The organism is Caulobacter sp. FWC26 (assembly GCF_002742645.2).
In the GTDB taxonomy this organism is placed as follows: Bacteria; Pseudomonadota; Alphaproteobacteria; order Caulobacterales; family Caulobacteraceae; genus Caulobacter.
Genome location: NZ_CP033875.1, coordinates 1,882,290 through 1,908,127, shown reverse-complemented (window position 1 = coordinate 1,908,127; position 25,838 = coordinate 1,882,290). Strand labels below are relative to the sequence as shown.

At 66.3% G+C, this 25,838-nt stretch carries 21 protein-coding genes; 7 read left to right on the top strand and 14 right to left on the bottom strand.

The window, feature by feature from the left end:
• The first annotated feature begins 54 nt into the window (after window positions 1-54).
• The gene (locus CSW63_RS10520; protein ID WP_062093908.1) at window positions 55-2,472 is read left to right on the top strand and encodes an ATP-dependent helicase; all 2,418 of its coding nucleotides are present in this window, start codon (window positions 55-57) and stop codon (window positions 2,470-2,472) included.
• On the opposite strand, the gene CSW63_RS10515 is transcribed toward CSW63_RS10520, so the two are convergent.
• Complete coding sequence (locus CSW63_RS10515) at window positions 2,473-3,687, bottom strand: low temperature requirement protein A (protein ID WP_062093907.1); 1,215 nt, start codon at window positions 3,685-3,687, stop codon at window positions 2,473-2,475.
• A 56-nt stretch (window positions 3,688-3,743) separates the two neighbouring features.
• Between CSW63_RS10515 and CSW63_RS10510 the strand changes: the two genes are divergently transcribed.
• Window positions 3,744-4,253, top strand: coding sequence for a hypothetical protein (locus CSW63_RS10510; protein WP_231737299.1), 510 nt, complete (start codon window positions 3,744-3,746; stop codon window positions 4,251-4,253).
• A gap of 39 nt (window positions 4,254-4,292) precedes the next feature.
• Complete coding sequence (locus CSW63_RS10505) at window positions 4,293-5,159, top strand: 50S ribosomal protein L11 methyltransferase (protein WP_062093905.1); 867 nt, start codon at window positions 4,293-4,295, stop codon at window positions 5,157-5,159.
• Window positions 5,160-5,168: 9 nt separating this feature from the next.
• Here CSW63_RS10505 and CSW63_RS10500 read toward each other — a convergent pair whose 3' ends face one another.
• Complete coding sequence (locus CSW63_RS10500) at window positions 5,169-5,648, bottom strand: carbonic anhydrase (protein WP_246842047.1); 480 nt, start codon at window positions 5,646-5,648, stop codon at window positions 5,169-5,171.
• 190 nt (window positions 5,649-5,838) lie between these two features.
• Between CSW63_RS10500 and CSW63_RS10495 the strand changes: the two genes are divergently transcribed.
• The gene (locus CSW63_RS10495) at window positions 5,839-7,650 is read left to right on the top strand and encodes an aminopeptidase P family protein (protein ID WP_062093903.1); all 1,812 of its coding nucleotides are present in this window, start codon (window positions 5,839-5,841) and stop codon (window positions 7,648-7,650) included.
• A 120-nt stretch (window positions 7,651-7,770) separates the two neighbouring features.
• Here the strand turns inward: CSW63_RS10495 and CSW63_RS10490 are convergent, their stop codons facing one another.
• Both CSW63_RS10490 and ligA read right to left on the bottom strand, forming a co-directional pair.
• A complete protein-coding gene (locus tag CSW63_RS10490; protein WP_082749338.1) occupies window positions 7,771-8,199 on the bottom strand; it encodes a DUF2147 domain-containing protein in 429 nt (142 codons plus the stop codon).
• A 110-nt stretch (window positions 8,200-8,309) separates the two neighbouring features.
• Complete coding sequence (ligA, locus tag CSW63_RS10485; RefSeq protein WP_062093902.1) at window positions 8,310-10,661, bottom strand: NAD-dependent DNA ligase LigA; 2,352 nt, start codon at window positions 10,659-10,661, stop codon at window positions 8,310-8,312.
• Between the two features lie 104 nt (window positions 10,662-10,765).
• Here ligA and CSW63_RS10480 point away from each other — a divergent pair, with 104 nt between their 5' ends.
• Window positions 10,766-11,884, top strand: coding sequence for an acyltransferase (locus CSW63_RS10480; RefSeq protein WP_062093901.1), 1,119 nt, complete (start codon window positions 10,766-10,768; stop codon window positions 11,882-11,884).
• Between the two features lies 1 nt (window position 11,885).
• On the opposite strand, the gene recN is transcribed toward CSW63_RS10480, so the two are convergent.
• The 3 genes from recN to lpxC all read right to left on the bottom strand — a co-directional run bounded on the left by recN (window position 11,886) and on the right by lpxC (window position 15,591).
• A complete protein-coding gene (recN, locus tag CSW63_RS10475; RefSeq protein WP_062093900.1) occupies window positions 11,886-13,583 on the bottom strand; it encodes a DNA repair protein RecN in 1,698 nt (565 codons plus the stop codon).
• 82 nt (window positions 13,584-13,665) lie between these two features.
• Window positions 13,666-14,595, bottom strand: a complete 930-nt coding sequence (locus CSW63_RS10470; protein ID WP_082749336.1) for an outer membrane protein assembly factor BamD — start codon at window positions 14,593-14,595, stop codon at window positions 13,666-13,668.
• Window positions 14,596-14,694: 99 nt separating this feature from the next.
• Window positions 14,695-15,591, bottom strand: coding sequence for a UDP-3-O-acyl-N-acetylglucosamine deacetylase (lpxC, locus tag CSW63_RS10465; RefSeq protein WP_062093898.1), 897 nt, complete (start codon window positions 15,589-15,591; stop codon window positions 14,695-14,697).
• A 284-nt stretch (window positions 15,592-15,875) separates the two neighbouring features.
• Between lpxC and CSW63_RS10460 the strand changes: the two genes are divergently transcribed.
• The gene (locus CSW63_RS10460) at window positions 15,876-17,969 is read left to right on the top strand and encodes a S9 family peptidase (protein ID WP_062093897.1); all 2,094 of its coding nucleotides are present in this window, start codon (window positions 15,876-15,878) and stop codon (window positions 17,967-17,969) included.
• A 108-nt stretch (window positions 17,970-18,077) separates the two neighbouring features.
• Here the strand turns inward: CSW63_RS10460 and CSW63_RS10455 are convergent, their stop codons facing one another.
• From CSW63_RS10455 to yajC, 6 genes are all read right to left on the bottom strand, one after another.
• The gene (locus tag CSW63_RS10455; protein WP_062093896.1) at window positions 18,078-18,791 is read right to left on the bottom strand and encodes a squalene/phytoene synthase family protein; all 714 of its coding nucleotides are present in this window, start codon (window positions 18,789-18,791) and stop codon (window positions 18,078-18,080) included.
• 71 nt (window positions 18,792-18,862) lie between these two features.
• Window positions 18,863-19,477: a urate hydroxylase PuuD gene (locus tag CSW63_RS10450; protein ID WP_062093895.1), complete on the bottom strand. Its 615-nt coding sequence runs from the start codon at window positions 19,475-19,477 to the stop codon at window positions 18,863-18,865.
• Between the two features lie 95 nt (window positions 19,478-19,572).
• The gene (locus tag CSW63_RS10445) at window positions 19,573-19,926 is read right to left on the bottom strand and encodes an Mth938-like domain-containing protein (RefSeq protein WP_062093894.1); all 354 of its coding nucleotides are present in this window, start codon (window positions 19,924-19,926) and stop codon (window positions 19,573-19,575) included.
• Window positions 19,926-20,879: a protein translocase subunit SecF gene (gene secF, locus CSW63_RS10440; RefSeq protein ID WP_062093893.1), complete on the bottom strand. Its 954-nt coding sequence runs from the start codon at window positions 20,877-20,879 to the stop codon at window positions 19,926-19,928. The genes CSW63_RS10445 and secF overlap by 1 nt, the downstream gene beginning before the upstream one ends.
• 12 nt (window positions 20,880-20,891) lie before the next feature.
• Entirely contained in the window at window positions 20,892-22,490 is a 1,599-nt protein-coding gene (gene secD / locus CSW63_RS10435) for a protein translocase subunit SecD (protein WP_062093892.1), read from the bottom strand.
• A gap of 155 nt (window positions 22,491-22,645) precedes the next feature.
• Window positions 22,646-22,957 (bottom strand): preprotein translocase subunit YajC, encoded by a 312-nt coding sequence (gene yajC / locus CSW63_RS10430; protein WP_062093891.1) that lies wholly within the window; start codon window positions 22,955-22,957, stop codon window positions 22,646-22,648.
• A 117-nt stretch (window positions 22,958-23,074) separates the two neighbouring features.
• On the opposite strand from yajC, the gene CSW63_RS10425 reads away from it, so the two are divergent.
• A complete protein-coding gene (locus tag CSW63_RS10425; RefSeq protein ID WP_062093890.1) occupies window positions 23,075-23,914 on the top strand; it encodes an ATP-binding protein in 840 nt (279 codons plus the stop codon).
• 48 nt (window positions 23,915-23,962) lie between these two features.
• Here CSW63_RS10425 and CSW63_RS10420 read toward each other — a convergent pair whose 3' ends face one another.
• Window positions 23,963-25,819, bottom strand: coding sequence for a LysM peptidoglycan-binding domain-containing protein (locus CSW63_RS10420; RefSeq protein ID WP_062093889.1), 1,857 nt, complete (start codon window positions 25,817-25,819; stop codon window positions 23,963-23,965).
• Window positions 25,820-25,838 lie beyond the last annotated feature (19 nt).

Genomic DNA, 25,838 nt, shown 5'->3' with positions numbered 1-25,838 from the left:
TCCCACGGTCGGTGAAGGGCTTAAGCCCCACGCGCTTTGTGCTACATATGTTCCATGTTTCCCGACACCGACTCGCCGAGCCCCCTTGAGGACTTCCCCGGCGACCTCCCCTCCCCGCGCATCTCGGACCTGGCTAGAGCCCGCCCGCCCGCCGGCGCTGCGCCTGGCTATCTGGACGGCCTGAACCCCGAGCAGCGCGAAGCGGTGGAGACCACCGAGGGACCGCTCCTGGTTCTGGCGGGGGCCGGCACCGGCAAGACGCGGGTGCTGACCACGCGCCTCGCCCATATCCTGGCCACGGGCCGCGCTCGGCCGTGGGAGCTGCTGGCCGTCACCTTCACCAACAAGGCCGCCCGCGAGATGCGCGAGCGGATCACCCACATCATCGGTCCCGAGGCCGAGGGTCTGCGGTGGCTGGGCACCTTCCACTCGGTGGCCGCCCAGATCCTGCGCCGCCACGCCGAGCTGATCGGCCTGAAGTCGAACTATACGATCATCGACACCGACGATCAGGAACGGCTTCTGAAGCAGTTGATCGAGGCCGAGAATATCGACGCCAAGCGCTGGACCCCGCGGATCCTGTCGCAGATCATCGACGGCTGGAAGAACCGCGGCTGGACGCCCGATCGCGTCCCGACGTCGGAAGCCGGCGAATTCGCCAACGGCAAGGGCATAACCCTCTACCGCCAGTACCAAGAGCGCCTGCGCATCCTGAACGCCTGTGATTTCGGCGATTTGCTGCTGCACAACATCAGTATCTTCACCGGTCATCCCGACGTGCTGGACGACTTCCAGCGTCGCTTCAAATACGTGATGGTCGACGAGTACCAGGACACCAACGTCGCCCAGTACCTGTGGCTGCGCCTGCTGGCCCAGGGCCGCCAGAACGTCTGCTGCGTCGGCGACGACGACCAGTCGATCTATGGCTGGCGCGGAGCCGAGGTCGACAACATCCTGCGCTTCGAGCGCGACTTTCCGGGCGCCAAGGTCGTGCGGCTGGAATGCAACTACCGCTCGACCGAGCACATCCTGGCCGCCGCCTCGGGTCTGATCACCGCCAACAAGGGGCGGCTTGGCAAGACCCTGTGGACCCCAGCCAAGGGCGGCGAGAAGGTCAAGGTCTCAGGCGTCTGGGACGGCGAAGCCGAAAGCCGGCTGATCGCCGACGAGATCGAACGCGCCAAGAAGGCCGGCCGCAAGTACAGCCAGATGGCCATCCTGGTTCGCGCCAGCTTCCAGATGCGCGCCTTCGAAGAGCGCTTCGTGATGCTGCAGATCCCCTACAAGGTGGTCGGCGGCCCGCGCTTCTTCGAACGGGCCGAAATCCGCGACGCCCACGCCTATCTGCGCCTGATCCAGTCGCCGGACGATGACCTGGCCTTCGAACGGATCGTCAACACGCCCAAGCGCGGCATCGGCGACACCTCAGTGCAGAAGCTGCTGCAGATCGCCCGCTTGGAAGGGATTTCGACCGTCGAGGCCGCGCGCGTGATCATCGGGAGCGACGACCTGCCGGCTCGCACCCGCACAGCGCTCAGCAACTTCATCCGCGATCTGGACCGCTGGCGCTCGCTGGTGGGGACGGTCCATCATCAGCGCCTGTTGGAAACGGTTCTGGAGGAGAGCGGCTACACGGACGCCCTGCGCCTGGACAAGGGCCCGACCAGCCAGACCCGGCTGGAGAACCTCAAGGAACTGGTTCAGTCGATGGGCGCGTTCGACACGCTCGAAGCCTATCTGGAGCATGTGTCGCTGGTCATGGACCTGGACCGCGAGGCCACCGGCGACGCCGTCTGGATCATGACCCTGCACTCGGCCAAGGGCCTGGAGTTCCCGCTGGTCTTCCTGCCCGGTTGGGAGGAAGGCGTGTTCCCCAGCCAGCGCAGCATGGACGACAAGGGCGAGAAGGGGCTCGAGGAAGAGCGGCGCCTGGCCTATGTCGGCATCACCCGCGCCCGCGAGGAGGCCCGGATCAGCTTCGTGGCCAACCGCCAAGTCTATGGCCGCTGGACCAGCCAACTGCCCAGCCGGTTCGTTGACGAACTGCCAATCGCCCACGTCGATGCGGCTTCGGAGACAGGCTACTACGGCGGCGGTCCAGGCATGCAGTCGACGGCGGCCTCGCGTTGGGACGATCCCGGCACAAGCGCCTTCCAGGCCGGCAGCGGCTATGACAGCCCCGGCTGGAAGCGGGCCCAGGAGCGAACCTCGGGCTTCGCGGAACGCGGTGGCTCCTGGCGTGGCGGCGGCGTGCGCGCCGGCTCAGCCGCACGGTCAGCGCCGATCGAGGGCGAAGGCCGTTTGGTCGCGGTCTCGGCGCCGGTCAACAGCGCCTATTCGCGCGGCGACCGCGTGTTCCACGTCAAGTTCGGCTACGGCAAGGTCACCAGCATCGAGGGTAACAAGTTGACCGTCGCCTTCGACAAGGCCGGCGAGAAGAAGGTCATCGACAGCTTCGTCGAAAAGGCCTGATCACGCCTCGGGCTTGAGCCCAGGACGAACCCCGTCGTGTTTGGGCGGAATCTCGGCCGGGCGTGGCGTCAGACTCTCCCAGGCGCCGACGGCGACCAGAACCAAGGTCGTCAGCCAGGACAAAGCCAGCGGCTGAAGGTGCGGCGACGCCACGCCCAAGCCCGCCAGCGCCATCAGGCCGAACAGACGGGACCTCGACCAGCGCCTGAACACGGCCCGCTTGAACAGAAATGCGCCCAGCAGGAACAGCGCGGGCCCTCCGATCAGGGCCAGCGCCACCTTGGTCTCCATGTGGCCGACCGGGTGATGGATCACCCACTCGTCGCCGACGGCGGTCACGATGATCCCGGCGATGATCGGCAGGTGGGCGTAGGTGTAGGCGACCCGGGCTATCGCGCCAGGATCGCTAGAGTCCGCAATCGCCTTGCTGGCCGCCTCTGCTGTGGAGGAGAAGTAGATCCACCACATAGCCAAGCTGCACAGGAACGCGCCGGCGAAGGCGGCCATCACCGGCGCTTCCCACTCAAGGCCCATCACGGTCGAGCCCGTAACGATGATCGACTCGCCCAGCGCGATGATCGTGAACAGGGCGCAGCGCTCGGCCATGTGGCCGCCTTCGACATTCCACTCCGAGGTCTTGGTGCGTCCCAGGCCAGGCGTCCAGAAGCCGACGGCGGGCGAGACGTACTCAATCGCGATCGCCAGCCCCCACACCAGAAGACGCGCCTGTCCCTCGACGAAAGCGCCGGCGATCCAGAACACGCCAGCAAAGGCCAGCCAGGCGGTGATGCGGAGGAAGTTGGCGCGGTGCCCTTTGTCCTTCCAGGCTATCCATAGGAAGAACGCGCTTCGGCCCACTTGAATGAAGACATGGGCGGCGGCGAAAGCCAGGCCTCGCGCGCCAAACGCGTCGGGGATCGAGGCCGCCAGCACCATGGCGGCGGCCATCATGACGAACAGCATCAGTCGAACCGGTCCCCGCTCCGGATCCAGCCAGTTCGTGACCCAGGTCGTGTAGATCCATGACCACCACACCGCCAACAGCAGCACCGCCGCGTGCAGAAGGCCAGGACCGTCCGGATGCTTGAGGACGACATGCGAGAGCTGGGTCACCGCGAAGACGAAGACGAGATCGAAGAACAGCTCTGCATAGGTGACCCGAGCATGTTCTTCGGCGTTACGGGGACGTAGCAGGCTGGGCGCGGTCTTCGTCATGTCGGTCACCCTAACGCATAGACGCCAACCAGGAGCCGAGAACCAAAGTCTTCTTGGTGCGCTATGCCGCTATGGAACGCCTAAATCACTTGCTCGCCTCATTGAAAGCCTTCGGCGAAACCAAGCCCGTCGCCTTCGGGGCGCCTGCCTGCGCCTTTATCGGCGCGCTGGCCGGCCTCGCCATGCAGACGGGTGCGCAAGAAGGCCCCTTCCAGCCGCAGATGGAACCGGCCCGCACCATGGCGGAGGCGACTGTCGAGCCCATCGTCTATCCCTCCGGCAATCTCCCCGATTATGTGGTCGGGACCGACTTCCTCAAAGCGACGCAGGCGCCTCCGGCAACCTACGCGAGCTACGAGCCGCCGCCCCTCCTCCCGCCGCCTGAGCTTCCTGCCTACATCCCCGCTCGGCATGGCCCAGCTGATATGCCAACCGCAACAGAAGGCGGCCGCTGGGCTTCGGAGCGCGGCGATATCCTCGACCTTTCTCTTCCTGAAGATCGATCAGGATCTCCCGACAATATGATGCTGGCCGACGCAGCGGCCACCGGCATGACATCACGCTGAAGGCTCGCTTTTCGCCAACTTTGCCGCTAACGGAGCGGCATGACCGACTATACGCCCCAGCAGATCGTCGCCCGTGGTTCGCGCGTCGAAGCCGAGACCGCCGCCGACGCCATCGACAACCATCCGGGCCTGGAAGGCGCGACCTACTCGATCCTGGAAGAGGACGAGGACAAGGGCGTCTGGCGCATCGACGCCTTTCCGACGACCGACGAGGAAGACGCCAGCTTGATGGCGCTGCTGGCCGAGTACGATCTGAAGGTTTCGCGCGACACCCTGGCCGACGCCGATTGGTTGGCCATGGCGCTGTCGGGGCTGCCGCCCGTGCGCGCGGGCCGCTTCTTCGTCTATGGCATGCACGATCGGGGCCGCCTGCCGGCCAGCACGGTGAACCTCCGGATCGAGGCCGGCGCGGCGTTCGGCACCGGTCATCACGGCACGACCGTTGGCTGCCTGCAGGCCTATGACCGCCTGATAAAGGCGCGGAAGTTCAACAAGGTGCTCGACGTCGGCGCCGGCACGGGCCTGCTGGCCATCGCCGCGGCGCGCACTGGCGCCAAGCTGGCGGTCGGCACCGATATCGACAAGCCCAGCGTGCGGATCTCCAAGGAGAACGCCCAGGTCAACAAGGCCAACGCCCGCTTCGTCCACGCCTCGGGTCTGGGCCATCGTCTGGTGGCCGAAAACGCGCCGTATGACCTCGTCTTCGCCAACATCCTGGCCCGCCCACTGATCAGCCTGGCCCACGACATCAAGCGCGCCTTGACGCCCGGCGGCACGGTCATCCTGTCAGGCCTGCTGCGCACCCAGGAGCGGATGGTGAAGGCCGCTTATCTGTCGCGCGGCTTCAAGGTCGTAACCCGCATCCACCGCGACGCCTGGGCGACGCTGGTGCTGCAACGTCCCTAAGGCGGCTGTTCAGGCGATCTCCTGCACCTTGCCATCGAGCGCCATCAGGCCAAGCTCGACCTCAAGGTGCTCATGGCGACGCTTGATTTCCTTCTGGAGGGCGTGGAGCGCCTGGGTGTGGGCCGCGAGCTCTTTGTCAGGGCTGTCGACAGCGTTCGCGCCGAGGATAACCTTGTAAGCTCCGCAGTCGCGGTGATCGAGCACCATGACCTTGTGGATTGCGTGAAGGTTGATTGCCACATCCAGGTGGCTCCAGAAGGTCTCGCCCCAGCTGGGATACTTGTCAGTCAAGGCGCCGAGCGAGGCGCCCGCCAAAACCACATGATCGTATTTATCGCGCAGCCCCCGCCCGTCCATGTAGGCGATGGTCTCTTCGGTGAGGCGATAGTCCATGCAGGTCAGCAGCAGCATGTCCGTATGACCGCGCGCCCGCGCCAGGCCTGGCGCCAGAGTTGAGAGCAAGCTGACACCCCCGCCCAAGGCGATCATGCCAAAAGCCTGCCGACGCGAGAATCCGGCGACCTTGTGAGAACAGCAGTCGTGCATGGGCTTCGCTCCCCGTGATTGAAGCTAGACAGTTTCATTATCCGCGGAACGTGACCATGTGGCGTCGGGACGCATCGCCCGCGCGGCGCCGACAACCCTTGGCGTTTAGGCGCCGAGACTCTAAATCCGGGCCATGCGCCAGACCTTCGAAGAATCCACCGATCCCTCCTTCGGCCCCAAGCACGTCCCGCTGATCCGCCAGGCCATGGCGGCGCAGGGGCTGGACGGCTTCCTCGTGCCGCATGAGGACGAGCACCAGAACGAGTATCTGCCCGCCGCCAATGACCGCCTGGCCTGGGCCAGCGGCTTCACCGGCTCAGCCGGCGCGGGCGTGATCCTGAAAGACCGCGCCGCCGTCTTTGTCGACGGCCGGTACACGCTGCAGGTCCGAGAGCAAGTCGATCAGGGCGTGTTCGAGATCCGCGACCTCGTCGAGGGCGGTGTGCCCGCCTATTTGGAAACCGTCTCGAAGGGCGCAGTCATCGGCTATGACGCCCGCCTGCATAGCCCCGCCGCGCTGGATGGCCTGAAGGCCGCCGCCAGCCGCGCCGGCGCAGTGCTCAAGCCCGTCGCCGCCAACCCGGTCGACCAGGCCTGGGGCGAGGACCGCCCTGCCCAGCCTATGGCCCCCGTGGTGCCGCAGCGCCTCGAACACGCCGGCGAGGAGTCGAGCGCCAAGCGCGCCCGCGTCGGCGCGTCGGTCGCCGCGCTGGGCGCCGACGCCGCAGTCATCACCGCCCCGGCCTCGATCGCCTGGTTGTTCAATGTGCGCGGCGGCGACGTTATCCGCACCCCGTTACCGCTGTCGCAAGCCATCCTCAACGCCGACGGCACTGCGCGGCTGTTCCTGGAACCGGCCAAGGTCACGACCGACCTGCCAGCCTGGCTGGGCAATCAGGTTTCGCTGGAGACCCCGGACAAGCTGGAAGCGGCTCTGGCCGAGCTGTCGGGCAAGAGCGTCGTAGTCGACCCGACCCAGTCCTCGGCCTGGTATTTCGACACCCTGACCGCTGCGGGCGCCAAGGTGGTGCGAGCAATGGACCCGTGCACCATGCCGCGCGCCTGCAAGAACGCCATCGAACTGGAAGGCACGCGCGAGGCGCACCGTCGCGACGGTGCGGCACTCACCCGCTTCCTGCACTGGCTGGCCACCGAAGGTCAGATTAATCCGCCGGACGAGAAGGAAGCCGTCGCCAAGCTGGAAGCCTTCCGCGAGGCCACCGGCGTGCTCAAAGACCTCTCCTTCGACACCATCGGCGCAGCCAACGGCCATGGGGCCTTGCCCCACTACCGCCCGACCGAGCGCTCCAACGAGCGGGCGAAAATGGGCTCGCTGCTGCTGGTCGACAGCGGCGGCCAGTACCTCGATGGCACCACCGACGTGACCCGCACGGTGGCGATCGGCGAGCCCACGGCCGAGATGGTCCAGCGCAACACTCTAGTGCTGAAGGGCCACCTCGCCATCGCGCGCCTGCGCTTCCCGGCCGGCACCACCGGCTCGGCGATCGACGCCTTTGCCCGCGCTGCGCTTTGGTCGCACGGCCTCGACTACGACCACGGCACTGGCCATGGCGTCGGCGTCTACCTTGGCGTTCATGAGGGGCCGCAGCGGATCTCCAAGGCCCCGAATACCATCGCCTTGCAGCCGGGCATGATCGTTTCCAACGAGCCGGGTTACTACAAGGATGGCGAATACGGCATCCGCATCGAGAACCTCGAGGTCGTCATGCCCGCAGAGGACGTGCCCGGCGGCGAGCGACCCATGCACCGTTTCGAGGCCCTGACCCTTGCGCCGATCGACCGTCGCCTGATCGACAAGTCGCTGCTCAGTGCGGAAGAGATCGCTCAGTTCGACGCTTACCACGCCCGAGTCCTGCGCGAGATCGGACCGCGCGTGGAGCCGGAGGTTCGGGCCTGGCTGGAAGAGGCCTGCGCCCCGCTTTAAGCGGCGACCTGCCCCCTTACCGTTTCGCGGTCGACCGCCCCCATAGCGGGCGGAAGGCCGCCGCGCCCCTTCTTCCCGCTATGGGGGAGGAGCGCGAAGCGCGGAGGGGGCGGACGCCCCCTAGCGTATCCGCGTCCACTTCTGCGTCTTGCACAGGGGCGCGACAATGCAGCCTTTGAGCTTCAGTTCGGTGTTGCTGATCAGCTCGATGGTGCCCGAATAGGTGCCGCCGTCCTCGGGATTATAGACCTTGCCGCCCGTCCACTTGGTCGGGCCGCCGCTGAAATCGTAGAGCATCTGCAGGTTCTTCAAGGTCCGGCCGCGCTGGCTCTCGTCCTTGTTTTTGACGTCCTTCAAGCTCGGATTGGTCTTGATATGGTCGGACGTGACCAGCTTGCCGCATAGGCTGTTGCCGCAGCGCGCGATCTCGACTTGGCCGCCGTTGCCGGGCGTGGCCCAAAGACCCGTGACGTCCGCAGCGAAGGCTGGCGCCGCCGTCGCGAAGCTCAAACCTAGCGCGGCGGCGGCGATCGTGGCGGTGCGGATCATCGAAATCTCCATGTTCACGCGATCAGCGTGCGTCTTGAGCGCTTGGTTGCGCGATCGCGCCCTTCAAAACAAGCGTTCGCACGAAATCGCGGCAAGAATTCGGAAAGCGATCAGCCCGCGACCAGCGCCAGCCACTCGTCCTCGGTCATCACCTGGATACCGAGCTCGGTCGCCGTCTTGAGCTTGGAGCCCGCGCCCGGCCCCGCCACGACAAGATCGGTCTTCTTGGACACCGAGGACGCTACCTTGGCGCCAAGCCCCTCGGCCTGCGCCTTGGCTTCGTCGCGGGTCATTTTCTCCAGTGAACCGGTGAAGACGATGGTCTTGCCGGCCACGGCGGTGTCGGTCTTGGGCTTGGCCACCGGCTGGATGTCGAGCTCTGCGACGAGGTTGGCGACCTTCTGGCGATTGTGATCCTCGGCGAAGAACCGCGCCAGGGACTGGGCTGCGACCGGACCGACGCCGTCGATCGCGGCCAGGTGCAGATAGTCATCGCCCGGCGCGCCCGTGGCGGCGGCGGCGAGCCCCTCGGCGAAGGCGGTCCAGGTTCCATAGCGCTGCGCCAGAGCCGCACGCGCCGGCTTGGTCAGCTTGGGAACGGCGTGACCGATCTTGATCTCAAGATCGTCGGTCTGCGGCCAGGGATCGGCGACGAGCCCGCCCTTCCCCGCTTCGATCAGCATGTCCAGCGCCTTGGGTCCGACGCCCGGCGCGGTGGAAAGCGCAAGATAGGTCTCGCCGGGTAGCGCCCGTGCGGCGGCCTCGGCGGCGGCCTGCAGGTCCTCGAAGCGGTCGAAGTTGCGGGCCAGCACGGTCGAGGTGGTCTCGCCGATGTCGCGCGCGCCCAGGCCATAGATCATCCGGTCCATGCCGATCGTACGGCGCGCCTCGATCCCCTTCACAAGATTCGCCACCGAGGTCTCGCCATAGCCCTCGCGTTCGCGCAGGACGGCCAGCTTTTCCTCATCGCGGGCCAGCTTGAAGATGTCGGCGGGCTCGGTGATCCAGCCCTCCTCGAAGAAGGCCTGAAGTTGCTTCTCGCCCAGGCCCTCGATGTCGAACGCCCGGCGGGATACAAAGTGGCGCAGGTGTTCGACCCGCTGAAACGGACAGGCGAACTCGCCCGTGCAGCGACGCACCACCGATTCCTGGCCTGACGCGGTTACCTCGCGCGCCAGCGGCGTCTGCAAGGGACATGGACAGACGTGCGGGAATTCGTAGGGGCGCGGCGCGGGATCGGGCCGCGCGTCCAGCGCGACCTCGACGATCTGCGGGATCACGTCTCCAGCCCGCTGGATGACGACGGTGTCGCCGACGCGAACATCCAGACGCGCAATCTCGTCGCCATTATGCAGCGTGGCGTTGGTCACCGAGACGCCGCCGACCGTCACCGGCTTCAGGCGCGCCACAGGCGTGATGGCCCCGGTGCGGCCAACCTGGAGGTCGATGGCTTCGAGCACGGTCCGCGCCCGTTGCGCCGGGAACTTGCGGGCGATCGCCCAGCGCGGCGAGCGGGAGACGAAGCCCAGTCGGCGCTGCTGCTCCAAGTCGTCGACCTTGTAGACAACGCCGTCGATGTCAAAACCCAACGTCGGCCGGAGAGTCTCGAACCGAGCGTAGATGTCGAGCAGCCCTTGCGCGTTCTCGACACGCTGCGCGGGCGGCGCCGTGGTCACGAAGCCCCATTCGGCCAGCGCCTCCAGCGCGTCCCACTGGGTCTCCGCGAACGACCCCGAAACCAGACCCCAGGCGTAGCCAAAGAACCGCAGCGGTCGCTGGGCGCTGATCTTGGGATCAATCTGGCGCAGCGAGCCGGCGGCGAAGTTGCGGGGATTGGCGTAGGTGCGCTGACCAGCCTCCTCGGCGGCCTTGTTAAAGGCGGCGAAGGCTTCGAGCTCGACATAAACCTCCCCGCGCACCTCGATGACGTCGGGCCAGCCCGAACCTTTCAGGCGGTGAGGAATGTCGGCGATGGTGCGCAGATTGGCGGTGACGTCCTCGCCCACGCGCCCGTCGCCCCGCGTCGCGCCCTGAACCAGCACGCCCTTCTCATAGCGCAACGAGGCCGACAGGCCGTCGATCTTGGGCTCGGCCGTGTAGGCGACTGTCTCGGACGGCGAGATCCGCAGGAAGCGCCGGATGCGCGCGTCGAACTCGATCGCCTCGTCGTTCGAGAAGGCGTTGTCCAGGCTGAGCATCGGCACGCCGTGCTCCACCGGCGCGAACTGCTCGGCTCGCGCCGCGCCAACCCGCATCGACGGGGAGTTGTCGCGTATCAGATGCGGGAAGCGGGCCTCGATTTCGAGGTTCCGGCGCTTCAGCGCGTCATACTCGGCGTCGCTGACCGTCGGATTGTCCTGCTGGTGATAGGCGATGTCGTGCGTCGCCAGGAGGTCGGCCAGACGCTCCAGTTCCTCGACGGCCTGGGCTTCGGTGAGATCGGCGACGGGGGTCTGGGACACGAGGGCGAATCCGGCGGAAGACGGGATGGCACGTTAGCAACCTCGCCCGCGCGGCGGGAGGGCCTGGCGTGGTCCTTGCGGTGACCTCTGCGAAGGAGCCACCGATGTCCAAAGCCGGCACAAGCCCCGCCCAGCCCGCGCTGTCGCGCGACGGCCCCCTGGACGCCCTGCGCTTCCTGGCGGCGTTGTTCATCGTGCTCTACCACGTGGCCGAGCGCGCGCCGGTGTCGCTGTTCAGCCTGTCGCCGGCGTTCGGCCGCGGCTATCTCGCCACCGACTTCTTCCTGATGCTCTCAGGTTATGTGCTGGCCAGAACCTACGGATCGCGCGTCCTGAAGGGCGACGTCGACACCTGGACCTTTCTGAAACGCCGCGTGCAGCGGATCTGGCCGCCGCATCTGGTGATGCTGACCCTGTTCGTCGCCTTCTTCCTGGTAACCTCGGCGATCGGCCTGGCGCCGCAGAACCCGCAATGGTTCCAGTGGGACCAACTCCTGCCTCAGATCTTCCTGGTTCAAGCCTGGTTCGTGCCGGGGACCTCGGGCTGGAACATTCCAACCTGGACTCTGTCGGCCCTGATTGTGGCCTATGCGCTGTTTCCGATGGTGTGGCGTAAGGTCGCCACCACGTCGCGGCCCCTCCTGCTGCTGGCCATGGGTATCTGCGCTTGGGTGATCATCGACCAAGCCGCGCTGATGGCGTTTGGCGCGCACGGCTATCAGCTGCCGCTACGCCTTGGCCTGATCCGCGGCGTGCCCCTGTTCCTGATCGGGGTGCTGGTCGCCCGTTTGCCGGTCACGCGCCTGACTGAGCGGCAAGCCCTGCCCCTGGCGGCGGCCAGCCTGGCGATTGTCGTCGGCGTTCAGGCCCTGGGGAACTTCGACTATTTCAGCCTCGCCCTGCTGGCGTTCCTGATCTACGCGGCTGGCGCCTCAAAGCCGCGCGCCTGGCGCTGGGCGGGCGCGGCGGGACGCCTGTCGTTCCCGCTTTTCCTGACCAACACCCTGACCGCGATGGTGTGGTTCGGCCTCGTGCGATTGCTCGACGCCAAGCTTGGCCTGTCCCTCCCTGCGCAGTGGACGCTGTGGGCGGTGACGATCCCGGCGAGCATCATCGCCGCCTGGCTGTTCGAGCGCCTGGTCGACGCGCCGCTGCAAACCTGGATCAAGTCACGAGCAGTCCGGTCAGTCGCGCCGCGTTTGGCCCAAGTTCGTCAGGCCTAGGCTACGCCATCAAGGCGCGGGCGGCGGCGCGGGCGGCCTCCGTCACCTCGGCGCCAGAGAGCATGCGGGCGATCTCCTCCTCGCGCTGCGCGGGCGAGAGTGGCTCAACCTTGGTGCGGGTCGAGGTGTCGTCGCCTGACTTCGAGATCCGCCAGTGGGCATCGCCTCGCGCGGCGACCTGGGCCGAGTGCGTCACCACCAGCACCTGAGCGTTCGCGGCCAGCCGCTTGAGACGCAGACCCACCGCATCCGCCACCGCGCCGCCAACACCCTGATCGACTTCGTCGAAGATCATCAGCGGCTGCGGTCCCCCGCCGCGACCGGCCAGGGCCGCCTTGAGCGCCAGCGCAAAGCGCGCCAGTTCGCCCCCGGAGGCGATAGCCTCCATCGGTCCAAACGGCGCGCCCGGGTTGGTGGATATCTCGAAGACCACGCGATCCAGACCCGACGGCCCAGCGCGATCCTCGCCCAAAGGCTCGAGCGCGACCCGGAACTTTGCCTTCTCGAGCTTCAAGGGCGCCAGTTCGGCCTCGACGGCCTTGGCCAAGGCGTCACCGGCCGCACGGCGTTCGGCTGACAAGGCTTCGGCGGCGTAGAGATAGGCCTCGCGGGCTTCCGCAGCGTCCTTCTCGGCGGCGTGTAGCGCGTCTTCCGAGGTTTCGATGGCCTGCAGGCGGGCGGCGAACTCGGCGCGCTTGGCTGGGAGATCATCGACCAGCACGTTCAGCTTTCGCGCCATGCCGCGCAGGGCGAACAGGCGTTCCTCAGCCTTTTCCAGGCGATCGGGCTCGAACTCGAAGGTTTCGGCGACAGAATCGATGGCGGCCGACGCTTCCTGCGCCTCGACCAGGGCGCGGTCGACCGCTTCGCAGGCCGCCAACAGACGAGTCATCGCCGCGCCCTCGGCGGGCGCGCCGGCCTGAAGCGCACGATCGCGCGCGCGCTCCAGGGCGCGATAGGCCTGAGCCAGGCGGCCGGATAGATTGTCTCCGCCCAGCGCGTCCTGGGCGGCGGCTATGTCGGCCATGGCCTTTTCGGCCGAGCTCAGCAGGGCCCGCTCCTCAGCCAGACTGGTCTCCTCACCCTCGCGAGGATCCAGGCGTTCCAATTCCGAGAGCCGCAGCGTCAGCTCCTCGGTCTCCGCCGCCGCGCGGCCAGCGAGATCGCGTAGATCTTCGGCCTTGTCACGCGCCGCTCGCCAAGCGCTCCACGCCGACGCCACCGCGCCCAGGCTGACTCCGCCGAATGTGTCGAGCAGCCCACGGTGGGTCTTGGGGTCCAGCAGGCCGACGGTCTCGTGCTGGCCATGCACCTCCAGCAGCAGCGCGCCCAAGTCCTTCAGCACGCCGACGCTGGTGGCCTGGTCGTTGACGAAGGCGCGCGAGCGACCGTCGGGCGACAGCTGCCGGCGCAGCACGAGGTCCTCGTCGCGCGCGTAAGACAGGCCTTTGTCGTCGAGGTACGCGAAGGCGGGATGATCGGCCGGCAGCGCGAAGATCGCCGTGGCCGAGGCTTGGCCTGCGGCGCCCCGGCGAACCAGTCCGGCGTCGGCGCGAGCGCCGGTTGCCAGCCCAAGGGCGTCAAGGATGATCGACTTCCCCGCGCCGGTCTCACCGGTCAGCGCCGTAAGGCCTTCGCCGATGGCGAGGTCCAGGCTCTCGATGAGCACGACGTCACGGATGGATAGGCCGATCAGCATGGGGGCAAGATCGCCGGGAATCGCGGTTTTTGGAAGGGCAAAGGCGGAACGAAACGGGATCGCAATCACGATCCCGCGTCCCCTACATGCCGAGGATGCCCGTCAGGCCCTTGCGAGCCTTGCGCTCGCCGGGCGGAGCCAGGGTCGTGGTCTTGTCCTTCGACAGGATGCGCTCCAGAGCGTTGCGCTTGGCCCCGGCCTTCAGCGGCTCGACAGCCGGGCGAAGACCGTTGTCGTTCAGCAATCGGTACGCATCCAGGTACCAGCGATCGCCTGGGAAGTTGTAGCCCAGGACCGCACCGTTGCGCTTGGCCTCTTCGGTGAGGCCGATCGTCAAATAGGCTTCGACGAGGCGGAACAGCGCCTCGGGCGTATGCGACGTGGTCTGGTGGCGCTCGATCACGGCCTTGAAGCGACCAATGGCGGCCAGCGTCTGGCCGTTCTTCAGGTACCAGCGACCGATGGCCATTTCCTTGCCGGCCAACTGGTCGTTGACCATGTCGATCTTCAGGCGCGCATCGGTCGCGTACTCGGTGTTCGGGTAGCGCTGAACGACGTCGCGCAGCGCCGCAAGGGCCTGCTCGGTCGCGGCCTGGTCGCGGTTCACGTCGACGATCTGCTCGAAGTAGCAGATGGCCTTCAGGTAGAAGGCGTATTGGGCCGACGGATTGCCGGGATAGAGCGAGATGAAGCGATCCGCGTCGCCGATCGCCTCGGCGTACTGGTTACCCATGTAGTGGGCATAGCCGGTCATCAGAATCGAACGGCGCGACCATTCCGAATACGGGTGCTGGCGCTCGACTTCGCGGAAATAGTCGACGGCCTCGTTCCAGTTCCCACGATCCAGGCGGTCGGCGCCGGTGGAATACAGGAGCTCAACGGGACGCTCTTCGTAGGCGAGGGTCGGCTTCTTGGCCTTGCCGGCGCAGCCCGCCACCGAGGCGGCGACGAGGACAGCGGCGATAGTGACGGCCGAACGTCCCTGAAAAATACGAAGCACGGAGTCTCTCACCCTCGAAGCAAACGCGCGCCCCTGCGCCGTGCAAGGCTTCTACACCACGCCGTCAAAGGCGCAAATGCGAAGGCCGAACCCGACTTTTCGAAGACGCTCTTAAACCGCTTCCGCCAAGGCCGGCGCGAAGGCGCGCAGGCGCCAGGCGCGCGGCTGGGCCAGCAACGCCCGAACCACGGCGTTATTGAGGCCGTGTCCGGCCAGAACGCCTTCGAAACGGCCGATGATCGGCTTACCCAGCACGTAGAGATCGCCGACGGCGTCCAGCGCCTTGTGTCGAACGAACTCGTCAGGACGCCGCAGACCTTCAGGATTCAGCACGCGGTCACCGTCGATCACCACGGCGTTCTCCATCGAGCCGCCGCGCGCCAAGCCAATCGCCCGCAGCGCCTCGACGTCGCGAACGAAGCCAAAGGTGCGGCAGTCAGACAGCTCGGCGCGGAACGAGTCCTCGTCGACCACCAGATCCACAGCCTGACGGCCGATGGCCTTGCTCGCGAAGGCGATCTCGAAGGCGACTTCGAATCGATCCGAAGGCAGCAGCGCGGCGCGCTTGTCGCCTTCCTCCACGGTGATCGGAGCCAGGATCTCAATATATTGGCGAACCGCTTCCTGCCGGCGACGGCCCGCGCGGTCCAATATCTGCACGAAGGGCTCGGACGAACCGTCCATGATCGGCACTTCCGGACCGTCGACCTCGACGATGCAGTTGTCGATCGACAGCGCCGCCAGCGCCGCCATCAGATGCTCGATCGTCGAGACGCGCACGTCGTCAGCGTTGTTGATAACCGTGCCGAGTTGGGTCTGACAGACGGCTTCCGCAGTGACCGGCACGCGGTTGTCGCGGTCATGTACGTCGGTCCGCACAAAGACGATCCCCATGTCGGCGACCGCCGGGCGCACGGCGACGCGCACATGTGCGCCCGTGTGCAGGCCAATCCCCGCGAAGATCACCGGTCCGGCGACCGTGTGCTGAAAATAACCCGAAGCCGACACTCGAAACCCTTATTGGCTACGGACGACTCTGCAGCCGACCTTTCGCCCCCACTTAGCATTTAGGAGCGTTGCCGCGCTGCGGCAAAGCAAAGTCTGTTTCGGATTGTTACCACGTAAGCGGCTGTATTTATTTCACTTTTATAACGCGACTGCGCGGCCGGAGATCGAACGCGGATCGATGATCGGCGCTCGGGCGAGACGTTCCGGCGGGCCTAGCGGCGGAGGCGAAGCAGGTCTAGGCTCCGCCGCCAGTGAGCATAACCGTTTCCGGGAAATCGGGTTTCATGATCAAGCGCTTGCGCGTCGCCGCCTCCGTCCTCGCCCTGTCCGCCGCCGTGGTCGGCGCGGCTGCCGCCCAGATCCCGGCGAAGGCGGACATCTTCACCGCCAAGGAGATGGCCAGCCTTGACCGGCTGAGCGACCCCCGCGTCTCGCCCGATGGTCGCTATGTGCTCTACAGCGTGCGGACGATGGATTACCCCGCCAACAGGGCGTCGATGTCGCTTTGGCTGGCGGACCTGAAGACCAAGATGGCCCCGCGACGGCTGAAAATCTCGGACGGTGGCGCGGCCAGCGGCCGTTGGGGCGCCGACGGCAAGACGATCTACTTCACGTCCAGCCGCGCCGGCGGAACCGAGCAGGTGTTCAAAACCGACGCCATGGGCGAAACCGCCACGCAGGTCACGACGGCTCCCTTCGATGTGCAAGCGTACAAGGTGGCGCCGGACGGCAAGACGATTGTCGTGGCGATGGCGGTGTTTCCCGACTGCGCTGACCTAGCCTGCACCGAGGCGCGACTCGCGGCCAAGGGGACGACGAAGGCGACCGGCGTTGTCTATGACCGCCTGTTCGTCCGCCATTGGGACACGTGGAACGACGGGACGAAGAACCACCTTTTCGCCTACGGCCTGGATGCGAACGGCGTCGCTCAAGGGCAGCCCGTGGCGGTGATGAAGGGTTTCGACGGCGACTCGCCGACCAAACCCTACGGCGGCGATGAAGACTTCACGATCACGCCGGACAGCAAGGCGATCGCCTTCTCGGCCAAGGTAGCGGGCAAGGACGAAGCCTGGACCACCAACTTCGATATCTGGGCTCGTCCGTTGGACGGCTCGGAAAAGCTCCAGAACCTGACGGCCGCCAACAAGGCCTGGGACACCGCGCCCGTGTTCTCGCCCGACGGCAGGTGGGCGGCCTACCGCGCGATGAAGCGCCCTGGCTTTGAAGCGGACCGCTTCGCAATCATGTTGCGCGACGTCGCCAGCGGCCTGGAACGCGAGCTGGCGCCGAACTGGGATCGCTCAGCCGACGCCATCGCCTGGAGCCGCGACGGCAAGACGATCTACGCCACCGCCCTGGATGTCGGCCAAGGCAAGCTTTTCGCGATCGACGTGAAGTCCGGCAAAGTCACCGCCCTGACCGGCGAGGGTCACGTCACCGCCTTTGACGTCGGTCCCAGCGGGATCGTCTACGCCTCGGACTCGCTGAAGAGCCCGTCCGAGCTGTTCCTGCTGCCGGCCAAGGGACCGGCGGTGAAGGTCGCTAGCGTGTCAAGCGAAGCGCTGAAAAACGTCGCCTGGGGCGAGCCGGAACAGTTCAACTTCAAGGGCTGGAACGATGAGACGGTCCACGGCTTCGTCCTGAAACCCGCCAACTTCGATCCGGCCAAGAAATACCCCGTCGCCTTCCTGATTCACGGCGGTCCGCAGGGCTCGTTCAGTAACAGCTGGTCCTACCGCTGGAACCCGCAGGTCTACGCCAATGCCGGCTACGCGGTGGTGATGGTCGATTTCCATGGCTCGACTGGCTATGGTCAGGCCTTCACCGACGCGATCAGCCAGCACTGGGGCGACCGGCCGCTGGAGGACCTGCAGAAGGGCTGGAGCTTCGCCCTGTCGAAGTACGGTTTCCTGGACGGTGATCGCGCCTGCGCGCTCGGCGCCTCGTACGGCGGCTACATGGTCAACTGGATCGCCGGCAACTGGAACCAGCCCTGGAAGTGCCTGGTGAACCACGACGGCGTCTTCGACACCCGCGCCATGGGCTACTCGACCGAGGAACTGTGGTTCACCGAGTGGGAGAATGGTGGCCCGCCGTGGCAGGCCGGCACAACCTATGAGACGTTCAACCCCGCGCTCCACGTCGACAAATGGGTCAAGCCGCAACTGGTCGTTCAAGGCCAGCTGGACTATCGCATCCCCGTCGAACAGGGCCTCGCCACCTTCACCGCCCTGCAGCGCCGGGGCGTGCCCAGCAAGCTGCTGTACTTCCCGAACGAGAACCATTGGGTGCTCAAGGCCCAGAACTCGGTGCAGTGGCACAAGGAAGTGTTGGACTGGCTGGACCAGTGGACAGGCAACACCCGCCCGGGGAAGTGATCGCGGCCTAGCGTCCGCTCCGCCGTTTCATGGCGGGATGGCGCTTCCTGCTCACCTGTGAAGCGAGGAGTTGGCGCGCCGCGAATACGCGGCGTGACGGAGGCGGCGCTAAAGCCGCCCCGTCGCTACCGAGAAGGTCAGGCGAGCCTTTTTCTCGAGCTCGCCTATCTCGCGCCCGGACGCGTAGGCGCGAGCAAGAGCCGCCGGGGCCACGGCGGGGAAGGCCGCCACCGGCAGGCGCTTCACCTCACCGCGCGCGGCCCTTAGTTGCGTTTGGACCCGCTGCTCCACCTCTTCTTGAGTCCAGTCTTCCGGCAGACGCGAGCGTCCCGCCTGCTTCAGGCGCCATAGACCCGCAAGGCCCCAAGCGCGCGCCGCGCCCTTCACGGCGTGCGGATCAGCACGGGAGTCCAGGCGTCGCGCCGCCAGCACGGCCAGCGCTCCAGCCGTCCCGTCGATATAGGCCAGCACCGCAGCCTCATCCTTCAGGGGACCCTCATCGAGGTCCACAAAGCGAGCATCAGTCAAGACAGCCAGGGCGCTGGGATCAAAGCCGGAAGCCGCCAAGGCCTCGACATTGGGATGCTTGCGGGGCGCCTTACCGGCGGCGATCTCTTCCATCGCCTCGCGCCACCAGGTCAGACGGATTTCACCCATCAGAGCATTGGACACACCGCCGGCCACGCGGGCCAACTCATAATTCAGGCCATAGAGAGCAATCACATCGGCGCGCGCCGCCGCATCGGCGATGAACCGGGTCGCCAGCCAGCGGTCGGGATCGACGCGGCGCACGAGGTCGTCGAGGGTCTCGGTGTCGGCCATGGTGTCCAGAACTAAGAAGGCCCGTCGCGAGTCGCGGCGGGCCCTCCCCTTACAGCATTTTCGCGCCGCGTTTAGCCAAACAGCGTCTGGTTCATCGCCATCGTGGCCAGCATCGGGATGCTGAGCAGGGTGTTGGTGCGCGAGAACAGCATGGCGGTCTTGGCCGCCTTGGCCTTGGCGTCCGCATCGGCCTCGACAATGCCCAGGGCGATCTTCTGGTTCGGCCAGATGAAGACCCAGACGTTGAAGAACATCACCGTCGCCAGCCACATGCCGGTGCCGATGAAGGTGAAGCCCATGTCGACGCCGGGCGTGTAGCCACCGGCGAGACCTAGGGTGAAGGCCTCCACGAGATAGCCGCGATTGTAGGCCAGCAGCACGCCCATCACCCAGGTCGCCAGGGCGGCCCAGCGGAACCAGAACAGCGCCTCGGGCGCGATATACTTGCTGACCGCCGGCTTCAGCTCGGCCGGGATCTGCGGCATCACGCGGATCTGCACGAAGTTGAAATAGTACAGCAGGCCGATCCACAGGATGCCGAACAGCACGTGTAGCCAGCGGAAGATGGCCTGGAAGTAGGTGCTGTCATGCCCGTGCGGGCTGTGGCCGTAGCCAATGACGATCACCAGGGCCAGCACAAAGCTGACGATGATCGTGTTGCGGAAGTTTGAAAGCAGTCCAATCATCGGTTTCCCCCTCGGATCCCATTTCCCTTAAGGGGACCATAGGGATGTTTCGGAGTCGGGCAAAGCCGGGATACCGAGAGTCGGCGAGACGACGGCTAGACCGCGATCAGCGCCGCCGCCAGCCTGCGGCCTTCACTGGCCAGGACGTTATAGGTGCGCGCGGCCGCTTCGGTGCTCATGAACTCAAGCCCCACGCCGGCGGCCTTGAGGGCGTCGCGGACCGGGCGCGGCGGCAGCGCGTTGGCGACACCCACGCCCAGCAGCACGAACTCCACCGCGCCGCCGGCCGCGAAAACCTCTGCGAACGACTCCGGCGTGAGCTTAGAAAGAGCCGAAACTGCCCAGTCGCGCGGCTGATCATCGAGGATCAACAACGAGCCGGGCCGCCAGACGCCGGCGACCCGAAAGCCGCCGCCGCCCCAGGCGTCGATGGACGGCGGCTGGCGCATCAGGGACGCGAGGCCGCGCCGAGCTTGATCGGCGCGGCTTCTTCGTCGTTACGCTTCACGCCCCACAGTAGGATGATCGGCGCGCCGACATAGATCGACGAGTAGGTGCCGACGGCGATACCGAACATCATGACGACGGAGAAGCCGAACAGGGCGTCGCCGCCGAAGATCGCCAGGCCCGCCAGCGCCATGATTGCGGTCACGCCAGTGATGATGGTGCGCGATAGCGTCTCGTTGATCGACAGGTCGATGACCTCGCCAAGCGGCATCTTCTTGTACTTGCGGAGGTTTTCACGCAAGCGGTCGAACACCACGACGGTGTCGTTCATCGAGTAGCCGATCACCGTCAGCAGCGCGGCCACGGTGTTGAGGCTGAACTCGATCTTGAACAGCACGATGAAGCCGAAGGTCAGCACCAGGTCGTGCAGCAAGCCGGCCACGGCGCCGAGACCGAACTGCGGCTCGAAGCGGAACCAGATGTAGAGGAACATCAGCGCGATCGCCAAGCCCAGGGCCAGCAGACCGCTGCGGAACAGCTCGCCCGACACCTTCGGCCCGACGACCGAGGGGTTGAGGAACCGGGCTTCATTGCCGAGGGACTTGCGCAGCTCGCCCTGCACCTTGGTCATGGTGGCGTCAGCCTCCATGCCGGCAGGGGTCTGGAAGCGCACCAGGGCCTTGTCCGGCGAACCGAACTGCTGGACCTGGACGTCACCAAGGCCCTGACGATCCAGAGTCTCGCGGATCAAGCCAAGGTCGGCGGCGCGGGGCGCGGTCGAAACCTCCATCACCGTACCGCCCTTGAAGTCGATACCGAGCTGGAGGCCGGGATAGAAGCAGCCGACGATAGACGCGACGACCAGCACGGCGCTGAGGATGCCCATCAGGCGCGAGAACCGGACGAACTGGAAATTGGTTTTCTGCGGAAGCAGCTTGATCAGGGGCCAGGACATGGGGGCGCTCCGTCAGATCGGAAGTTTCTTGGGACGCGCGGCGCGGAACCACCATCCGATGAGGACTTGGCTGATCATCACCGAGGTGAAGACCGAAGTGAAAACGCCGATCGACAGTGTCCAGGCGAAGCCTCGAACCGGGCCCGCGCCAAAGGCGAACATGATCGCGGCCGCCACCAGCGTTGTGACGTTGGCGTCGATGATCGTGCCCATGGCGCGTGAGAAGCCCGCGTCGGCGGCCATGATCGGCGACTTTCCTGCGCGCGCCTCGTCACGCATGCGCTCGTAGATCAGAACGTTGGCGTCGACGGCTACGGCCAGGGTCAGGATCAAGCCGGCGATGCCGGGCAGGGTCAACGTCGCCTGGGTCAGCGACATGGCGGCGACAATCATCATGCCGTTGACGACGAGGGCGATCACAGAGATGCCGCCGAACAGGAAGCCGTAGCTCAGGATCATGAAGGCTACGATCGTGATGAAGGCGACCAGGGTCGAAACCGCGCCGGCGCGTACGGCGTCCGCCCCCAGCTCGGCGCCGACGGTGCTCTGCTGCTCGACCTTCAGCGGCGCGGGCAGCGCGCCCGAACGGAGCAGCAGCGCTAGGTCAGAAGCGCTCTCGGCCGTGAACGAGCCGGTGATGATGCCGCTGCCGCCCAGGATGGCGCCGTTGATCGTCGGCGCCGAGATGATGCGGCCGTCGAGAACGATGGCGAAGCGCTTTCCGACGTTGCGCGCGGTAGCGTCGCCGAACTTGCGCGAACCCGAGCCGTTGAACTTGAACGACACTGCAGGCGCGCCGCGATCATCAAAGCTCTGGCGCGAATCGACAAGTTCGTCGCCCGACACTAGGGCGCGTTTGCGCACAACATACGCTGCTTGAAAGCGATCGTCGCTCGGCAGGGCCTCCGAGCCCGGCGGGATCCGGCCGGCGGCGATGTCTTCGGGCGTAACCGAGTCATCGACCATCTGGAACGTCAGCTTGGCGGTCTTGCCGACCACGGCCTTGAGCCGCTCCGGATCGCTCTCACCGGCGGCCTGGATCACGATGCGATCCGCGCCCTGGCGGGTGATGTTAGGTTCCTTGGTGCCCAGGGTGTCGATACGGCGACGAATGGTCTCGATGCTCTGATCGACAGCCATCGACGCGTCCTGAGCCGCCGCTTCCGGGATGAAGGACAGTTCCAGACGCTGGTCATCGCGCTTGTTTACGGTGACGTCGCGGCCGCTGACCGAACCGGCGAACGGCGAACCGACCGAACGACGCAGCACGCTGGCGGCGTCGTCGACCTTGGCGGCGTCCGCGATGCGAAGCCGAACCGTGCCGTTGACCTCTGCCAGCTCGCCGAAGGTGATCTGCTCGCCCCGGAGAACGGTGCGGACATCCTCGACGAGGTTCTTCAGGCGCTCCTTGCGCAGAGCGTCGGTATCGACCTCGTACATCAGGTAGGAGCCGCCCTGCAGATCGAGGCCGAGGTTCAGCTTCTGCTTGGGCAGCCAGCCCGGGAAGCTATCCAGCGTCTTCTGCGGCAGGAGATTGGGCAAGGTGAAGAGGATGCCGAAGATCACCGACAAGGTGACCAAGACAATCTTCCAGCGAGACAGTGTCAGCATGGATTAAAGCTCGGAGCGACGCCTTTTGACGCCTGGATTTAGCGCTGAGACCCAACCGTTATGCCATGAGGGCCTAAGGTCGGGTCTCAGATCAGCAGGTTCGAGGCCGTTCGGCGGGAGTACTCGACCGACGGCCACTTGGAGAGCGTTTTGGATCAGCCCTTGGCGTCGTTGGCGACCGCCGGCTCACCCTTGGCGCGGACCTCGGCGATCATGCCCTTCACGACCTTCACGGTCACGCCGGTAGCGATCTCGACGCCCACTTCCCGGTCCTCGACGCGGACGATCTTGCCGATCATGCCGCTGGACAGCACGACGGTGTCATTGCGCTTCAGGTTGTTGAGCATGTTCATATGCTCTTTCTGGCGCTTCTGCTGGGGACGGATCAGCATGAAGTAGAACAGCACGACCATCAGGATGATGGGCAGGATGTTCATCAGGGTCGCCGTCGTGGAACCGGTGGGCATGGTCTCTCCAAAAATCCGATATGCGCGCCGCCTAAAATAGGGTCGCGCTGAGCCGGCGGAAGCTATGCGTTCGCCTTCTCTTTTGCAATGCGAGCGCGTGAGGGTATGCAGCCACACATGACAGACGCGATCGCCCCCCTCCTCGCCCGTATCGCCGACGCCCTGGAGCGCCTGGCCCCGCCCGCCCCGCAGGCGCCGGATTTCACGGCGGCGCGCCTTTTCCGGCACGAGCCCGCGACCGGCGCGTTCGTCGCGGCCCCGGACTATCCGTTGTCGCTGGATTTGCTGGTCGGCATCGACCGCCAGAAGGCGCGGTTCGTCGAGAACCTCCGGCGCTTCGCCGAGGGCCTCCCCAGCAATCACGTGCTGCTATGGGGGGTGCGGGGCACCGGCAAGAGCTCGGTCACCAAGGCGGCCTTCGTGGCGCTGGCGGACGCTTATCCAAGCCTGAAGCTGATCGAAGTGGATCGCGACGAGGTCGCGGCTTTGCCGCCGCTCTTTGATCTATTGCGGGCGCGAGCCGAACGGTTCGTGGTCCTTTGCGACGATCTTTCCTTCGAAGACGGGGCGGCGGCGGCCAAGGCGCTGAAGTCAGCGTTGGAGGGCGGCGTTTCGGGTCCGCCCGAAAATGTGCTGTTCGTGGCCACCTCCAACCGCCGCCACCTGATGCCGCGCGACCACGCCGAGCGCCAGGGCGCCATCGCTGCGGCCGAGAACGCCGAGGAGGAGATGAGCGTCTCCGACCGCTTCGGCCTGTGGATCGGCTTCCCGCCGATGGACCAGGCGACCTATCTGCAAGCGATCCGCAGCTATGCGGCCCGCTTCGAGCTCGACGTCGCGGATCTCGACCGCAGGGCCTTGCAGTGGTCGCAGATGCGGGGCGGACGATCGGGCCGGGTCGCCTGGCAGTTCGTCCGCGATCTGGCGGGTGAACTGGGCGCTTCCCTGCCCAGCTAGACCCCGAACGACAAAGGCCCGCCTCTTTCGAAGCGGGCCTCTTTGAGATCAGCGCGGCAGCACCAGTCCGGGGTCAACCGGCTTGGCTTTGTCCTTGGCCGTTGGCGCATAGCGCATTTCGAAGTGCAGCTGAGGCTCATTGACCCCGCCGGTCGCGCCGACCGTACCGATCTGCTCGCCCTGTTTGACTTGCTGGCGCATCTTCACCGACGTGCTGGAGAGGTGCGCATAGGCCGTGACCCAGCCATCGGCGTGCTTGACCAGAACCAGATTGCCAAACGTCGGCACCTGGTTGCCCGCATAGGCGATCTCGCCGTCGGCGGCCGACAACACCGGAGAGCCCTGCGGCGCGCGGATGTTCAGGCCATCGTTGCGCTGACCCGTCCCCTTCACGCCAAAGCCGGAGATGATTTCACCCCGCACTGGCCAGGCGAACTTGCCCTTGCCAGACGCAATAATCTCGGCCTCGGTCGGCGCAGCGGTGCTTTCGATGATCGGCCGCGCAGCCGGCGGAGGCGTGATCGGCTGCGCCGCCACAGGCGCGCTAGGGCGCGGCGGCGTGGCGCCGCTGGCGGTGTAGGGGATGGGGCCAGACGGCAGGGCCGGCGCGGTCGCTGACGGCGCGCTGCTGTCGACACGCGCATAGGTGTTTGCGGGGGTGTTCGTGGGCGGAGACGCAGGACGCGCGGCCGCGACCGTCGTCGTGGTCTTGATCGGCCCCCTGTCCTTATAGCCGTCCGGGAGCGCGAGCTTCTGGCCCTTCTTGATCGCCGCCGTGGCGCGCAGGTTGTTTTCCGCCGCCAGGTCCTTCACGCTGACGTTGAAGCGCTTGGCCACCGCCGCCAGCGTATCGCCGCTCTGCGCGACATAGGCCTTCTGGGTGGTGGCCGGCCCCTTGATCTTGGCGCCCAGCTTCAGAGGCTTGTCGGTGTCGAGCTTGTTGGCCTCGGCGAGTTCGCTGACGCTCATGTCGAACTTGCGCGCGATCGCGGTCAGGGTGTCGCCGGACTTGACGGTGTGGATCTGGCGCGGACCCGCCACGCTCACGACCGAACCCGTCACGCTCAGGGTCGTGGTGCTGGTGGCGATCGGCGCCGGGGCCTCTTCCGAGACCGTCTGGCGCGCGGGGCGCGAGGCGGAGGCGGCGGGCGACGCGGGACGTTGCGTGGCCGGCGCGGGCTCGGCCTCGGCGACCGTCGCCGCGGGGGCCCCCGGGATCACCTGGGTGGTCTTGATCGGACCCTTGTCCTTGTAGCCGTCGGGGAGGCGAAGCTTCTGGCCCTTCTTAATGGCCGAGCTCGCCTTCAGGTCGTTTTCTTCGGCGAGGGCGGCGGCCGTGACGTTGAACCGCTTGGCGATCGAGAACATCGTATCGCCGGTCTGGACAACATAGGCCTTGGCGGTCGTCGCGGGTCCCTTGATCTTCTGGCCAAGCTTTAGACGGTACGGCGGCTGCAGGTCGTTCAGCTTGACCAATTCGGCGCGGGTGGAACCCATGCCGCGCGCGATGGCGTCGAGCGCGTCGCCGGACTCGACGACCCGTACCTGGGGTTTGCCCTGCACCTCGACCACTGGCCCGGTCACCGTAGTGGTCACCACGGTCCGGGTCGGGGCCGCACGCAGTACGGGTTTAGGCTCGGCCGGTGGGGTCTGCTGGGTCGGAGGCGGCAATTCGGCCTGGGTGACGGCGGGCGCGGGCTGGGACGCGATCGGCGTCGGCGCCGGTAAGGCCTCAGGTTCGCTCGGCGGCGTCGAGACGGCCTCGCCAGGCGGCGGCGCGGCTGGTTGGGTGATCGGGAAATTGGGCGTGAACCGCTGCGCGGCCAGTCCGGCGGCGTGCGCGGGAGCGCCGAGTGTTCCAGCCGTCAGGGCGATCACCGCCGCTTGCGTCCACAACTGCCTCATAGCCTCTCCTTTCCCGCCG

What these genes read in the sequence shown, in the direction of transcription:
- secD (WP_062093892.1), bottom strand. Translation starts at nt 22,490, where the DNA reads ATGCTGACACTGTCTCGCTGGAAGATTGTCTTGGTCACCTTGTCGGTG.
- CSW63_RS10520 (WP_062093908.1), top strand. Translation starts at nt 55, where the DNA reads ATGTTTCCCGACACCGACTCGCCGAGCCCCCTTGAGGACTTCCCCGGC.
- CSW63_RS10480 (WP_062093901.1), top strand. Translation starts at nt 10,766, where the DNA reads ATGTCCAAAGCCGGCACAAGCCCCGCCCAGCCCGCGCTGTCGCGCGAC.
- CSW63_RS10450 (WP_062093895.1), bottom strand. Translation starts at nt 19,477, where the DNA reads ATGATTGGACTGCTTTCAAACTTCCGCAACACGATCATCGTCAGCTTT.
- CSW63_RS10460 (WP_062093897.1), top strand. Translation starts at nt 15,876, where the DNA reads ATGATCAAGCGCTTGCGCGTCGCCGCCTCCGTCCTCGCCCTGTCCGCC.
- CSW63_RS10505 (WP_062093905.1), top strand. Translation starts at nt 4,293, where the DNA reads ATGACCGACTATACGCCCCAGCAGATCGTCGCCCGTGGTTCGCGCGTC.
- CSW63_RS10425 (WP_062093890.1), top strand. Translation starts at nt 23,075, where the DNA reads ATGACAGACGCGATCGCCCCCCTCCTCGCCCGTATCGCCGACGCCCTG.
- CSW63_RS10500 (WP_246842047.1), bottom strand. Translation starts at nt 5,648, where the DNA reads ATGATCGCCTTGGGCGGGGGTGTCAGCTTGCTCTCAACTCTGGCGCCA.
- recN (WP_062093900.1), bottom strand. Translation starts at nt 13,583, where the DNA reads ATGCTGATCGGCCTATCCATCCGTGACGTCGTGCTCATCGAGAGCCTG.
- secF (WP_062093893.1), bottom strand. Translation starts at nt 20,879, where the DNA reads ATGTCCTGGCCCCTGATCAAGCTGCTTCCGCAGAAAACCAATTTCCAG.
- CSW63_RS10515 (WP_062093907.1), bottom strand. Translation starts at nt 3,687, where the DNA reads ATGACGAAGACCGCGCCCAGCCTGCTACGTCCCCGTAACGCCGAAGAA.
- CSW63_RS10495 (WP_062093903.1), top strand. Translation starts at nt 5,839, where the DNA reads ATGCGCCAGACCTTCGAAGAATCCACCGATCCCTCCTTCGGCCCCAAG.
- CSW63_RS10490 (WP_082749338.1), bottom strand. Translation starts at nt 8,199, where the DNA reads ATGATCCGCACCGCCACGATCGCCGCCGCCGCGCTAGGTTTGAGCTTC.
- CSW63_RS10445 (WP_062093894.1), bottom strand. Translation starts at nt 19,926, where the DNA reads ATGCGCCAGCCGCCGTCCATCGACGCCTGGGGCGGCGGCGGCTTTCGG.
- yajC (WP_062093891.1), bottom strand. Translation starts at nt 22,957, where the DNA reads ATGCCCACCGGTTCCACGACGGCGACCCTGATGAACATCCTGCCCATC.
- CSW63_RS10455 (WP_062093896.1), bottom strand. Translation starts at nt 18,791, where the DNA reads ATGGCCGACACCGAGACCCTCGACGACCTCGTGCGCCGCGTCGATCCC.
- CSW63_RS10420 (WP_062093889.1), bottom strand. Translation starts at nt 25,819, where the DNA reads ATGAGGCAGTTGTGGACGCAAGCGGCGGTGATCGCCCTGACGGCTGGA.